At 74.6% G+C, this 12,563-nt stretch carries 12 protein-coding genes; 10 read left to right on the plus strand and 2 right to left on the minus strand.

Annotation, left to right across the window (positions count from 1 at the left end; genetic code table 11):
• Positions 1-4: 4 nt before the first annotated feature.
• The 7 genes from NPS70_RS03310 (at position 5) to NPS70_RS03340 (ending at position 5,977) form a co-directional block, all read left to right on the plus strand.
• On the plus strand, positions 5-298 hold the full coding sequence (locus NPS70_RS03310; protein ID WP_256522400.1) for a phosphopantetheine-binding protein: 294 nt from the start codon (positions 5-7) through the stop codon (positions 296-298).
• Positions 295-1,569 carry a beta-ketoacyl synthase N-terminal-like domain-containing protein gene (locus NPS70_RS03315; RefSeq protein ID WP_256522401.1) on the plus strand — a complete coding sequence of 425 codons (1,275 nt, stop codon included), beginning with the start codon at positions 295-297 and terminating at the stop codon, positions 1,567-1,569. Before NPS70_RS03310 ends, NPS70_RS03315 begins: the two co-directional genes overlap by 4 nt.
• A 68-nt stretch (positions 1,570-1,637) precedes the next feature.
• Entirely contained in the window at positions 1,638-2,384 is a 747-nt protein-coding gene (locus tag NPS70_RS03320) for an alpha/beta fold hydrolase (RefSeq protein WP_256522402.1), read from the plus strand.
• Between the two features lie 50 nt (positions 2,385-2,434).
• Positions 2,435-2,806: a nuclear transport factor 2 family protein gene (locus tag NPS70_RS03325; protein WP_256522403.1), complete on the plus strand. Its 372-nt coding sequence runs from the start codon at positions 2,435-2,437 to the stop codon at positions 2,804-2,806.
• 130 nt (positions 2,807-2,936) lie between these two features.
• The gene (locus NPS70_RS03330; protein ID WP_256522404.1) at positions 2,937-3,338 is read left to right on the plus strand and encodes a DUF3224 domain-containing protein; all 402 of its coding nucleotides are present in this window, start codon (positions 2,937-2,939) and stop codon (positions 3,336-3,338) included.
• Positions 3,339-3,465: 127 nt separating this feature from the next.
• Positions 3,466-4,659, plus strand: a complete 1,194-nt coding sequence (locus NPS70_RS03335) for a cytochrome P450 (RefSeq protein WP_256522405.1) — start codon at positions 3,466-3,468, stop codon at positions 4,657-4,659.
• A gap of 76 nt (positions 4,660-4,735) precedes the next feature.
• Positions 4,736-5,977 (plus strand): cytochrome P450, encoded by a 1,242-nt coding sequence (locus NPS70_RS03340; RefSeq protein WP_256522406.1) that lies wholly within the window; start codon positions 4,736-4,738, stop codon positions 5,975-5,977.
• An 84-nt stretch (positions 5,978-6,061) separates the two neighbouring features.
• Here NPS70_RS03340 and NPS70_RS03345 read toward each other — a convergent pair whose 3' ends face one another.
• Positions 6,062-6,457: a glyoxalase/bleomycin resistance/extradiol dioxygenase family protein gene (locus NPS70_RS03345; protein ID WP_256522407.1), complete on the minus strand. Its 396-nt coding sequence runs from the start codon at positions 6,455-6,457 to the stop codon at positions 6,062-6,064.
• A gap of 58 nt (positions 6,458-6,515) precedes the next feature.
• A complete protein-coding gene (locus NPS70_RS03350; protein WP_256522408.1) occupies positions 6,516-7,268 on the minus strand; it encodes a PIG-L deacetylase family protein in 753 nt (250 codons plus the stop codon).
• 183 nt (positions 7,269-7,451) lie between these two features.
• Between NPS70_RS03350 and NPS70_RS03355 the strand changes: the two genes are divergently transcribed.
• Genes NPS70_RS03355 through NPS70_RS03365 form a run of 3 tightly spaced genes read left to right on the plus strand, consistent with a single transcriptional unit; the run spans position 7,452 to position 12,507 of the window.
• Positions 7,452-9,041 (plus strand): ABC transporter substrate-binding protein, encoded by a 1,590-nt coding sequence (locus tag NPS70_RS03355; RefSeq protein WP_256522409.1) that lies wholly within the window; start codon positions 7,452-7,454, stop codon positions 9,039-9,041.
• A complete protein-coding gene (locus NPS70_RS03360) occupies positions 9,038-10,039 on the plus strand; it encodes an ABC transporter permease (protein ID WP_256522410.1) in 1,002 nt (333 codons plus the stop codon). The genes NPS70_RS03355 and NPS70_RS03360 overlap by 4 nt, the downstream gene beginning before the upstream one ends.
• Positions 10,036-12,507 carry an ATP-binding cassette domain-containing protein gene (locus NPS70_RS03365; protein WP_256522411.1) on the plus strand — a complete coding sequence of 824 codons (2,472 nt, stop codon included), beginning with the start codon at positions 10,036-10,038 and terminating at the stop codon, positions 12,505-12,507. Before NPS70_RS03360 ends, NPS70_RS03365 begins: the two co-directional genes overlap by 4 nt.
• Positions 12,508-12,563 lie beyond the last annotated feature (56 nt).

Raw genomic sequence — 12,563 nt, forward strand, 5'->3', positions numbered from 1 at the left:
CACCATGAGCGAGCACACGACCGAGCCCACCGCCGAGCCCACCGCCCTCCGTCCGTCCGGCCCCGAGGCGGAGGTCTTCGAAGCCGTCCGCCGCAGCATCCTGGAGGTGGTGCCGGAGGTCCCGGCCGACGAGATCACTCCCGAAGCGTCGATGGTGGACCTCGGCTGCAACAGCGTGGACCGGGCCGACGTCGTGACCCTGGTCCTGGAGGATCTGGACCTGTCCGTCCCGGTGGCGGAGTTCCAGGGCCTGCCGACGATCGGTGCGCTGGTCGCCACCCTGAGCAGGCACCGGTGACCCGATGGCCCGCCCGCCGCGCCCTGGTCACCGGCACCGGCGTGCGCACCGCGGTGGCCACCGGGACGGCGCGGTTCGCGGCCGCCCTGCGGGAGGGCCGGTGCGGCATCGTCCTCACCGAGGGCGCCGGGCCCGGTGATCCGGCCGGTCTGGCCCGGCTCCCGGACTCGGCCGAGGACGCGGACCGGCTGCCCGCGGAACTCCCCGCGGAGCTCCGCCGCCGCGCCCGCCGGGCCGCCGTCCGCGCGCCGCGGGAGGTCCGCGCGGCGCTGCTGACCGCGCTGGAGGCCTGGTGCGGCGCCGGTCTGCACCACACCCCGGTGCCGGAGGACCGGATGGCGCTGGTCGTCGCCGGGCACAACCTGACCGGCGGCTACGCCGAGCAGGTCCGGCCCAGGACGGCGTCCGGACGCGGGCACGTCCCCGCCAGCGCCGCCCTGCGTCTGCTCGACACCGACCACCTGGGCACGCTCAGCGAGGTCCTGGGGACCACCGGCCCGGGCTGCACGGTGGGCGGCGCCTCCGCGAGCGGCACGGTGGGGCTGGTCTCCGCCGTACGGATGCTGGCGATGGGAGAGGCGGATGCCTGCCTGGTCGTCGGAGCGCTCAGTCCGCTCCCGCCCCTGGAGCGGCAGGCGCTGGTCAACCTCGGGGCCATGGCGACCGGGGCGGCCCCCGGAGCCGGGCCCCCCGGGCCGCCCCTCGACCGGCGCGCACGGGGGTTCCTGCCCGGAGAGGGCTGTGCCGCCCTGGTGCTGGAGAGCCCTCGGTCCGCGGCCCGGCGCCGGGTACCGCCCCTGGCCGCCATCGAGGGGTACGGGCTGCGGCTGGGCGCCACCGCGCTCGCGCGCCCGGAGGAGCGGATCGCGGCCGCGGTCATGACGGAGGCGCTGCGCACCGCCGGACGCAAGCCCGCGGAGGTCCGCTATGTCAGCGCGCACGCCACCGGCACCCCGCTCGGGGACAGCACCGAGGCGGCGGCGCTGCGCCGGGTGTTCGGGGAGGGTGCGGACACGCCCTGGGTCAACGCCACCAAGTCCCTCACCGGCCACTGCCTGCACGCCGCCGGGGTGGTGGAGGCGGTCGCCACGGTGGTGCAGATGCGCGAGGGCTTCGTGCACCCGAACCCGGGGCTGACCCGGCCGGTCGCCACCGGGCTGCGGCTGTCCGGCCCCGTCGCCGAGAGCGCCGACCTTCCCTGCGCGCTGTCCAACTCCTTCGGGTTCGGGGGCATCGCCGGCAGCCTGCTGTTCAGCCGGGACCCGCGGTGAGCGGGGCCGCCTCCGGGCACGCACCGGACCTCACGAACGGCCCGCCGGCCCCCGGAGGTGAACGGACCGTGCACAGCCCCTGGACGCCGGGACCGCAGGCGGCGCCCGATGCCGCCCTCCGGCTGTTCTGCTTCGCCCACGCCGGGGGCGGGTCGTCCGCCTTCCGCGAGTGGCGCGCTGCCTTCGGCACCGGGGTGGACGTCCGGCCGGTGCTGCTGCCCGGCCGTGAGGCCAGGCTCCGCGAACCCCCCGTCCGGCGGATGGACGAGCTGCTCGGGCCGCTGTGCGCGGGCCTGACGCCGCTGCTGGACCGCCCGTTCGCCTTCTTCGGCCACAGCCTCGGCGCGGTCGTCGCCTACGAGACGGCCCGGGAGCTGGCGCTGCGCGGCGGCCCCCGGCCGGAGCATCTGCTGGTCTCCGCCCGCCGCGCTCCCCATCTGCCGTCCCGGCAGGCCCCGGTGCACCGGCTCGACGAGGGCGAGTTCCTGCGGGTGGTCGCGGAGATGGGCGGCACCCCGGCCGACGTGATCGCCCAGCCCGGGCTGCTGCGCGCCTTCCTGCCCGGGCTGCGGGCGGACTTCGAGCTGAACGAGACCTATGTGCCCCGGGCCCGGGGGGTGCTGGACTGCCCGGTCTCGGCCTTCGCCGGGGACCGGGACCCCCAGGTGGCACCGGACGAGATGGCGGCCTGGCGGGACACCACCCGGGGGCCGTTCCGGCTGCGGGTGCTGCCCGGCGGCCACTTCTACCTCCGGGAGGATCCCGCGGCACTGACGGCGCTGATCCGCCCGGTACTCACCGCGGCCCGTCCCTAGCGCCGCACCGCACGACCGCACGAGGCACCCACTGCCAGGAGAGGAACACCATGTCAGAACTGGACCTGTCGCGCTGCCACCCGATCTTCGTCAGGCAGATCGACTGCCTGCAGCGCGCCGACATCGACGGGCTGATGGAGACGTACCACCCCGAGGCCGAGGTCATCCGCTTCCAGGGGATACTCCGGGGCAGCGCCGAGATCAAGGAGACCTTCGGCCGCTACATGCACATCCAGGCCCGCTACGAGCGGCTGCTGGAGTACACCCACACCGACGACACCATCTTCATGCGCGCGGAGATGAGCGTCCGGGGCGAACGGGAGATCGGCTTCGGCGCCTATGTGCTCAAGGACGGGGTCATCTGGCGCCAGGTGGCCGGAATCGAGGGGGGAATGCGCGAATGGTTCACCCAGGACTCCTAGAACCGGCATGCTGGGTCCGGCCTCGGCGCGGCGTCCGGGTCTCGGCCCGGTACCCCGGGGGCCCCGGCACCCGGCCCGGCCACCGGCCGTCGAGGCGACGTCAGGACCCGTCCGCGAAAGGGCCAGGAACATGAGCACCAGCGCCACCGGAACACGCGTCCTCTCCAGCTGGGACGAGGAGGACTTCGCCAAGGCCGACGGGGTGAAGCTGACCCGTTCCGCCATCGCCTACCGCTACGAGGGCGACATCGAGGGCGAGGCCGTCCAGGAGTACGTGATGTTCTACCGCGCCGACGACACCAACACCTTCGTCGGAATGGAGCAGGTCACCGGCCGCATCGGGGGGCGCAGCGGAAGCTTCGTCCTCCAGCACACCGGGGAGCTGACCGGTGAGACCGCCACCGTCACCTGGCACGTGGTGAAGGGGTCCGGCACCGGTGAGCTGGCCGGCCTGACGGGCTCCGGCGGGTTCACCGCCACCCACGAGGAGGGCGGAAACGCCTCCTACCGCCTGGAGTACTCCTTCGAGTGATCCGGCGCGTGGCCCGGAAGGGCCCGCACACAATTGAGCAGACCCACGGCGTGCGTGACGACGACGATGGCTGCGGCCGGGCCCACCGGCCCGCAGCCGTCGTCGTCGCACACCGGAGGACGCGCCCGTGGAATCCCTCTCGCCACCGGACTCCTACCCCGTACCGCGTACCGACCCGCTGCACCCCGCGCCGCAGTACGCCCGGCTGCGCGAGGAGTGCCCCGTGGCGCCCTCCCGTCTGGACTTCGACGGCAGCGACGTCTGGCTGGTCACCCGTCACGCGGACGCCTGCGCGGTGCTGTCCGACCCGCGCTTCAGCTCGGACTTCTCCAAGGAGGGCTTCCCCGCCCGGATGACCGTACGGCCGCCGGGACCGGGCACCTTCATCCGCATGGACCCGCCGGACCACACCCGGCTGCGACGCGCCGTCGTGGACGAGTTCAAGCGCAAGCCGGTCGAGCGGCTGCGCCCGGCCGTCGAGGGCATCGTGCAGGGGCTGCTGGACGAGATGCTGGCCGGGCCCGCCCCCGCCGACCTGGTCCGGGCCCTCGCCCTCCCGCTGCCCACCCTGGTCGTCTGCGAGCTGCTGGGCGTCCCCTACGACGACCGGGACTTCTTCCAGCAGTGCACCCAGGTCATCGGCGACCAGTCCGCCGCACCCGACGGGCGCCAGGTCGTCCGTGACGAACTCCGCGGCTATTTGCAGCGGCTGACCGCCGAGCGGGCGGCCCGCCCCGGGGACGACCTGATCAGCCGGCTGGTGCTGCGCCGGGACCGGAGCGGGGTCACCGAGGACGAGGTCGTCGGCATCGTCACCCTGCTGATGATCGCCGGCTTCGAGACCATCGCCAACCAGATCGGCATCGGCACGCTGATGCTGCTCCTGGACCCGGGCCTCGCCGAAGGGCTGCGCCGGGACCCGGGAGAGGCGCCCCTCGTCGTCGAGGAGCTGCTGCGCCACCAGACGGTCATCGACTACGGGCTGCGCCGTGTCGCCACCGAGGACTGCGAGGTCGGCGGGCGGACGATCCGTGCCGGGGAGGGCGTGGTGGTCGTCGTCTCCTCCGCCAACCGCGACCCCGGGGTCTTCCCCGAGCCCGACCGGCTGGACCCGCACCGCCCGCCGCGCGACCACCTGGCGTTCGGCTACGGGCTGCACCAGTGCCTGGGGCAGCGGCTGGCGCGGCTCCAGCTCCAGGTGCTCTGGCCGGCGCTGTTCCGCCGCGCGCCCGGTCTGCGCCTGGCCGTTCCCCTGGACGAGGTGCCCTTCCGCACGGACATGTTCGTGCACGGCGTGCACCGCCTCCCGGTCGCCTGGTAGTCCGGGCCCGCCCCACGGGCGCGCCCCGGGACCACCGGGATCCCACCCAACCGTCCCCGTCCGCGAAGGAGTCACGATGACGAAGACGCCCGCCACGCCGCCACCGGAGACCGGTGACCCGGGGGCCGGCGCCCCACCGGCCTTCCCCTTCCCCATCCGTTCCGCGCTCGATCCCTCGCCGGAGTACGCGCTGCTCCGCGCCGAGCGCCCGGTCAGCCGCGTCACCCTGCCCAGCGGGGACACGGCCTGGATCGTCACCCGCTTCGAGGACGTGCGCACGGTCTTCCACGACGCCCGGTTCAGCCGCCAGGCGGCCACCCGGGAGGGAGCGCCCCGGCTGATGCCCGGTGTGGAGGCGGACCCGGACTCCATCGTCAGCAAGGACCCGCCGGACCACACCCGCCTGCGCAAGCTCGTCGCCCCGGCCTTCACCGCGCGGCGCATCGCCGACATGCGGGAGGGCATCCAGCGGACCACCGACGGGCTGCTGGACACGATGGAGGCCGGCGGGCGCGGGGGCGACCTGGTGGCCGGGCTCTCCGCGCCGCTGCCGATCATCACCATCTGCGACCTGCTCGGGGTACCCCGGTCGGACCAGGACCGCTTCCGGGAGTGGTCGGACACCATGTTCCGGACCTCCGCCGACGCGCTCGGCGAGGCGATCGCCGCCCGCGAGGCGCTGATCGGCTATCTGGCGGCCATGGTCCAACGGCGCCGCGCCGCACCCGCCGACGACCTCCTCGGCGTGCTGATCGCGGCCCGCGACGAGGACGACCGGCTCACCGAGCGCGAGCTGGTGTCGTTCGCCGGCGGGCTGATCGTCGCCGGCTACGAGACCACCGCCAACCGGCTGGCCAACTCGGTGCTGGTGCTGCTGCGCCACCCCGAGCAGCTGCGGCTGCTGCGCGAGGAGCCGGAGCGGATCGGGGACGCCGTCGAGGAACTGCTGCGCTACATCCCGGGCGGCGCGGCCGGCGGTCTGATGCGGGTGGCCACCGAGGACGTGGAGCTGGGCGGGGAAGTGATCCGCGCGGGGGACGGGGTCATCGCCGTCACCAACGCGGCCAACCGGGATCCGGCCCAGTGGGACGACCCGGACCGCTTCGACATCACCCGGAAGCCGCAGTCCCACACGACCTTCGGGCACGGGGTCCACCACTGCGTCGGAGCGCAGCTGGCCCGTCTCGAGATGCAGGTGGGCATCGAGACCCTGCTGCGCCGCTTCCCCGGGCTGGCGCTCGGGGTGCCGGAGGACCGGCTGCCGTGGAAGAAGAACGTCGTCATCCACAGCCTGGAGGCCCTTCCGGTCACCTGGTGACGACCGCACCGCCACGACGGCAGGGGCGGGCGGCCGGGACGGGGAACGTCCCGGCCGCCCGCCCCTGCCGGGAGCGGAGGGCCCTCAGGCGGCGTCCCCGGCCTCCTTCAGCCGCTGGCTGAAGAACCACTCGTGCCCCTCGTGGTCCTCGACCTTGCACACCCGCAGACCCTGCGGGGTGTCCGTCGGCGGGAAGGCCACCGTGGCGCCCGCCTTCCCGGCCCGCGCGAAGACCGCTTCCACGTCCTCGACGTCGATGGAGGCCATGGCGCTGCGGTGGCCGGTGGCGCCGGGCGAGCGGTAGTCCCCGCCCGGCCCGGCGAGGTACACCGGGTCGCCGTGCGGCGTCAGCATCTCGGCGTGGAAGACCGCGCCGTCGTCGTGGGCGTAGCGCCGTTCCTCCGTGAACCCGAACGCTGCGGAGAGCCACTCGATCGCGCGGGCCACATTCTCGTACTTCACATATGGGATGGCTGCCATGCCCGCAGCGTAGGGATCGCGGTCCGTCCCGCCTGGCCAAAGTTGCGCAGTCCGGTGCTCAGGGACGGACCAGTTCGAAGGAGAGCGCCGGCCGGCCCCCGAAGCGCTCTCCGATGCCGGAGAAGAGCCCCGACAGCGGGGTGCGCACATCCACCGGCCCCTCGCCGAACAGCGGCTTCAGATAGGCGGCGTGCGCCTCCAGCGACGCCACGGCCAGGTCCACCGTCCCCGACACGTCCACGGCGTGGGTGGGCTGCGGCGAGCCCGCCATCGCCACATGGCGCACGCCGCCCCACGCCGCTCCGGCGTCCGGGAAGATCCACTCGTTTCCGGCGTCCCCGACCGCGTCCAGCAGAGCCCGCCCGGCGACCCGGTGGTCCGGGGAGTTCCAGCGCCCGCTGTACGTGGTCTCCCGGCAGTTGAACCCCACCACCAGCTCGGGCCGGTGGCGCCGAACGGCCGCCGCGATGTCCCGGCGCAGCGCCGTCCCGTACTCCAGCACACCGTCCGGGTGATCGAGGAACTCCACCTCGCGCACCCCGACGATCTCCGCGCTGCGGCGCTGCTCCGCCTCCCGCACCCGGGCCGCCTCCGCGGGCGGCATGCCGGCGATCCCCGCCTCGCCCCGGGTCAGCAGCAGATAGCTCACGGACTTGCCGTCCTTCGTCCAGGCCGCCACCGCGGCGGCGGCGCCGAACTCCATGTCGTCGGGGTGCGCCACCACGCACAGGACCCGCTCGAAGTCCGTCGGCATCTCCTCGAGATCGCCCTCGGCGCCCGCCGCGTGCTCCCCGGTCCTCGCCTCGCTCATCGGCTCACTCCTCCGTCGGTCGGCCACACACAGGGGGCCAGACTCGCGGGCGCCTCCCGGAGCTGTCTGCCCAGAAGTGAGCGGCCCCGAAGAGGAGTTGAGGATGCTCAAAGCTGTGCAGAGCCTTGGCCGGATCGCTTCCTACAGTCGTCGCACCGCTCGCCGCGCGATCAGGAGATGACCATGCGAGAGTTCGAAGGCCGGCCGTCGAGACGGTCTCTGCTGCGGATCACCGCCGGGCTGGGCGCCGGAGTCGCCCTCGGCGGCGCGCTCACGGCCTGCGGCGGTGACGGCGAACCCGGCCCCTCGACCGACGGCGCGGGCAGCGCGACCCCCGGCCCCAAGCGCGGCGGGCGGCTGCGGGCCGCGTTCATCGGTGGCAGCAACGAGACCGACAACGTGCTGATGGCCGCGAACACGCCCATCGACTACGTGCGAGCGCGGGTGGTCTACGACGAGCTGTGCGTGGTGGGCCCGGAGGGCCGGGTGCAGATGCAGCTGGCCGAGTCCATCGAGCCCAGCGCGGACGGCAAGGAGTGGACCATCCGGGTGCGCGACGGCGTCACCTTCCACGACGGCCGTGCGCTGACCGCCGCCGACGTGCTCTTCTCGCTGCGGACCTACGCCGAGGACCAGGCGAACCAGGGCCCGTTGCTGGTCGACGCCGATCTGGCCGCCGGCCGCCAGGTGGACAAGCTCACCTGCACGATCCCCATGCGCCGGGCGCACGGATTCTTCGACCTCGTGCTCACCCAGGGCTTCTTCGTCATACCCGACGGCACCACCGACTTCACCAAGACGCCGGGCAGCGGGCCGTTCGTCCTCAAGGAGCACCGCGTCGGCCAGGGTGCCGTGCTGGAGCGGAACCCGAACTACTGGAGCGACAAGGGGCCCTACCTCGACGAACTGGAGCTGGTCTCCATCGCCGACGGCGAGGCGCGGCTGAACGCGCTCAAGGCCGGTCAGGTCGAGTACGCGGCGAGCATCTCGCTGGTGGCCGGGCAGACCGAACGCGGCAACAGCGCCGTGCAGCTGCTCACCCCGCCCAAGTGGGAGTGGCCGAACTTCGGGGCCATGCTCAAGCGCAACCAGGACCCGTTCACCGACGCCCGGGTCGTGCAGGCGCTGAAGCACGCCGTGGACCGCGAGCAGATGGTCGAGCGTGTCACCCTCGGCTTCGGCGAGGTCGGCAACGACCTGTTCGGCAAGCACCTGCCGCACTACGCGGAGGACCTGCCGCAGCGCGAGTACGACCCCGACCGCGCCAAGGCCCTGCTGCGGAAGGCGGGCGTGGACAAGCTCAGCCTCAGCCTGCGCACCAGTGACTACGAGTACGGCCTGACCGAGGGTGCCGTCGTGCTCGCCGAGCAGGTCAAGCGGACGGGGATCGACATCGCCGTGGACAAGGTGCCCGCCGCCGACTTCTTCGCCGATCCCAAGGTGTTCATCGGCGCGCACTTCCAGTCCGCCAACCGCAAGCCTCGTCCACTGCCGCTGGACGTGCTCTTCTTCTACGGTTCGGACGCGCTGCTGCCCTTCACCGGAGTCGGCGGTGACCCCGTCGACGGTCTGGTGGACGCCGTCCGCTCGGCGCTCACCGAGGAGCAGCGGGCCGCCGCGGTCGGCGACATGCAGCACTACCTGTACGACAAGGGCGGCGACCTCGTGTGGGCCAAGGCCCCCGTCCTGGCGGCGGCGACTCCGCAGGTGCGCGGTGTCCAGTCCCTCGGCTACCCGACGTTCCCGAGCTTCCGGGACGCGTATCTGGCATGAGCGAGCCGACTGTCCGGCCCTCCGCCGTCCGGGACGCGCCCGCCCGGTCGCTGGCCGCCCTGGTCGCCCGTCGCCTGCTGATGGGCCTGCTGGTGCTCGGCGCCGTCTCGCTGATCGTGTTCACGGCGACCGAGCTCGCCCCGGGAGACGCGGCCTCCGCCGCGGTGGGGCCGGACGCCGGTCCCGCGGCGGTGGAGGAGAAGCGCCGTGAGCTCGGCCTGGACCGGCCCGCCCCCGTGCGGTACGCGGAGTGGCTGTGGGCGGCGGTGCGCGGGGACTTCGGCACCTCGTACGTCTCCGGGGTGCCGGTCTCCGAGATCGTCACCGCGCGGGCGGGGAACTCGATGACGCTGGCCCTGGTGACGCTCGTGCTCCTGGTGCCGCTCGCGGTCGGGCTGGGCGTCTGGGGCGGACTGCGGGAGGGCAGCCTCACCGACCGGGCGCTGTCGGCGGGCATCCTGACGATGGTGTCGATCCCGGAGTTCGTGGTGGGCAGTGTGCTCATCCTGGTCTTCGCGCTGCACCTGGACGTCCTGCCCGCGGTCTCCTTCCTCGGGCCGGGGGCGTCGGTGCTGGACCATCCGGAGATCCTGGTGCTCCCCGTGGTGACCCTGCTGGCCGGGACCATCGCGCACAACGCCCGCCTGGTGCGGGCCCGTGTGGTGGAGGTGGCCGCGGACGACGCCGTGGCCACCGCCCGGCTCAACGGCGTGCCCGAGCACCGGGTGGTGCTGCGCTACGTGCTGCCCGCCGCCCTGCCCCCGGTGATCCCGCTGCTGGCGCGCTACGTCGCGCTGCTGGTCGGTGGCGCCCTGGTGGTGGAGACGCTCTTCGGCTTCCCGGGCCTCGCCTCCGTCCTGGTGCAGGGCTCGGCCGGGCGGGACGTGCCCACGGTGCAGGCCGTCGCGCTGATCGTGGCCGCCGTGACGGTGCTGGTCAATCTGCTGGGTGACCTTCTCGGCATCGCGCTCGACCCCCTGCGGAGGGTGCCGGTATGACGCTGACGACGACGGGCACCGGCCGGACCGCGCATGCGGCGCCGCGGGCGCGCCGTCGCCCCGTGGCCGCGATCGTCTTCGCCGCCCTGGTGGCGCTGGCGGTCGTGGGCCCCTGGATCGCCCCGGGGGACCCGCGTACGGGTGCGGGCATGCCGTATGCGCCGGTCAGCTGGGAGCACCCGCTGGGCACCGACTACCTCGGAGCCGATGTGCTCGCCCGGGTGCTGGCCGGCGGCCGTGCCCTGGTCCTGGTCTCCCTCTCCGTGCTCGTCGCCGCCTACGCGCTGGGGCTGGCCGCCGGAATGTTCGCGGCCTTCCGCGGCGGGCGGGCCGGCACGGTGGTGATGCGCCTCGCCGACGTGATGATGGGGCTGCCGCCACTGGTGCTGATCGCGGTGGTGGTCACCGGGACCGGCCCCGGTCTGGTGGGTGTGGCCGTCGCGGTGGTGGCGGTGATGCTGCCGGACGTCACCCGCATCGTGCGCGCCGCGACGCAGCAGGTGCTGGCGCACGACTACGTGGAGGTCGCCGTCGCCCGGGGGGAGCGCACCCGCTCGGTGCTGGTGCGCGAGGTGCTGCCCAACCTGACGGTGACGCTGGCCGCCGACGCCGGTGTCCGCTTCGTCGGTGCCGCGTACGCGGTGGCGACCGCCGGGTTCCTGGGGCTGGGGGTGCAGCCGCCGGACCCCGACTGGGGCCTGATGATCCTGGAGAACCGCGGCGGCCTGGCACTTCAGCCCCTCGCCGTGCTGGCGCCCAGCCTCATGCTGCTGGTCCTGCTCCTCGCCGCCGGCCGGGTGGCCGACGGGGTGCGACCGGGCGCTGCGGCGGGGCCGCGCCGCCGCTCCCGCCCGCCGCGCGCCGGGCGCCTGCCGGTGGCCGCGGCGCCCGGGCCGGACGGGGGCCGCGGGCCCGCCGCGGCGGTGACCGGGCTGTCCCTCACCGCCGTCGCCACCGGCCAGGACGTGGTGCGCGGTGTCGACCTGACCATCCCCCGGGGCGCCGTGGTGGCGCTCGTCGGGCCGTCCGGCAGCGGCAAGACCAGCACGGCGCTCGCGCTGCTGGGCCATGTGGGCCCCGGGATGGCGCGGACGGCCGGAGCCGGCACGCTGCTCGGCACCGATCCCGCCGTGCTGACGCCGCGCGGGCTGCGCGCACTGCGCGCGCGCTCCGCCGCCTACGTGGCGCAGGACGCCCGCACCTCGCTGCCCGCCAACCTGCGTCTGCGCGCGCTGCTGGACGAGCAGCTGCGCGCGGCCGGAGTGCCCCGGAGGGAGCGGGCCGAGCGGGCCCGCCTCGCACTCTCCCGGGTCGGGCTGCCCACCGACCCGGCGTTCCTGGCCCGTCGCCCGCACCGGCTGTCCGGAGGGCAGCGGCAGCGGCTGTCGGTGGCCGCGGCGCTCGCCCGCGAGCCGGAGCTGCTGGTGCTCGACGAGCCCACCAGCGCGCTGGACGCGGAGAACACCCGGCGGCTGCTTGCGGAGGTCACCGGCCTGTGCCGGGGCACGGGCACCGCGGTGCTGCTGATCTCCCACGACCTGGAATCGGTGGCCGCCGTGGCCGACACCGTGGTGACGATGGGCGAGGGCCGGGTCGTGCGTTCGGGTCCGCCCGCCGAGGTACTCGCCGTCACCGCCGACGAGCCGGCGGCGGCCGAGGGCGCCCCGGACCCGGCCGGGCGGCCCGACGCCGCCACCGCCGCCGGCCCGGCGCCGCGGGAGTCCACCGCCGCCGGCCCGGCGCCGCGGGAGTCCTCCGCTGCCGGTCCGGTGCTGCGGGTGTCCGGGATGGGTGTCTCGCTTCCGGGGACCGGACGGGTGCTCGACGACGTCTCGCTGGAGCTGGCCTCGGGGGGACGGCTGTGTGTGATGGGGCCGTCCGGCAGCGGCAAGACCACCCTGCTGCGGGCGGTCGCCGGGCTGGCCGCCCCCGACTCGGGGACGGTGCGGCTCACCGGCGACCGGCTGGCCGCGCGCGTCGCCGGGCGGACTCCGGCCCAGTTGCGCCGCATGCAGCTGGTGCCCCAGAACCCCTACGACTCGCTGAATCCCCGCCAGAGCGTGGGCCGCATCGTGGGCCGGCCGCTGCACCAGTTCGGCCTGGTGAAGCGGGAGCAGGCCGAGGCCGAGGTGCGGGATCTGCTGGTCCGGGTGGGACTCTCCCCGGACCAGGCGGCATCCCGTCCGTCCGAGCTCTCGGGCGGCGAGCGGCAGCGGGTCGCCATCGCACGGGCTCTCGCGGCCCGGCCGGACGTGCTGCTGTGCGACGAGATCACCAGCGCCCTGGACCGGTCGACGTCCCTGACCGTGCTCGCGCTGCTGGACGAACTGAGCCGCGGGCTGGGTCTGGCGCTGCTGGTGGTGACCCACGACCCGGCGGTTCCGGACCGGCTCGGGGGACGGGTGGTGGAGGTGACCGGCGGGCGACTGCGTCCCCGGGTGGCCGACAGCAGCTCCGCGAACGCCTGAACGGGCCGAACCGACGAGCCGGAGGGGCCGTCCCCCTCCGGCTCCACCGGGGAACC

Source organism: Streptomyces sp. C10-9-1 (assembly GCF_024497955.1).
GTDB lineage: Bacteria > Actinomycetota > Actinomycetes > Streptomycetales > Streptomycetaceae > Streptomyces > Streptomyces sanyensis.

Coding starts and splice junctions, on each gene's coding strand:
- NPS70_RS03310 (WP_256522400.1), top strand. CDS start 5: ATGAGCGAGCACACGACCGAGCCCACCGCCGAGCCCACCGCCCTCCGT.
- NPS70_RS03325 (WP_256522403.1), top strand. CDS start 2,435: ATGTCAGAACTGGACCTGTCGCGCTGCCACCCGATCTTCGTCAGGCAG.
- NPS70_RS03330 (WP_256522404.1), top strand. CDS start 2,937: ATGAGCACCAGCGCCACCGGAACACGCGTCCTCTCCAGCTGGGACGAG.
- NPS70_RS03340 (WP_256522406.1), top strand. CDS start 4,736: ATGACGAAGACGCCCGCCACGCCGCCACCGGAGACCGGTGACCCGGGG.
- NPS70_RS03345 (WP_256522407.1), bottom strand. CDS start 6,457: ATGGCAGCCATCCCATATGTGAAGTACGAGAATGTGGCCCGCGCGATC.
- NPS70_RS03350 (WP_256522408.1), bottom strand. CDS start 7,268: ATGAGCGAGGCGAGGACCGGGGAGCACGCGGCGGGCGCCGAGGGCGAT.
- NPS70_RS03355 (WP_256522409.1), top strand. CDS start 7,452: ATGCGAGAGTTCGAAGGCCGGCCGTCGAGACGGTCTCTGCTGCGGATC.
- NPS70_RS03360 (WP_256522410.1), top strand. CDS start 9,038: ATGAGCGAGCCGACTGTCCGGCCCTCCGCCGTCCGGGACGCGCCCGCC.
- NPS70_RS03365 (WP_256522411.1), top strand. CDS start 10,036: ATGACGCTGACGACGACGGGCACCGGCCGGACCGCGCATGCGGCGCCG.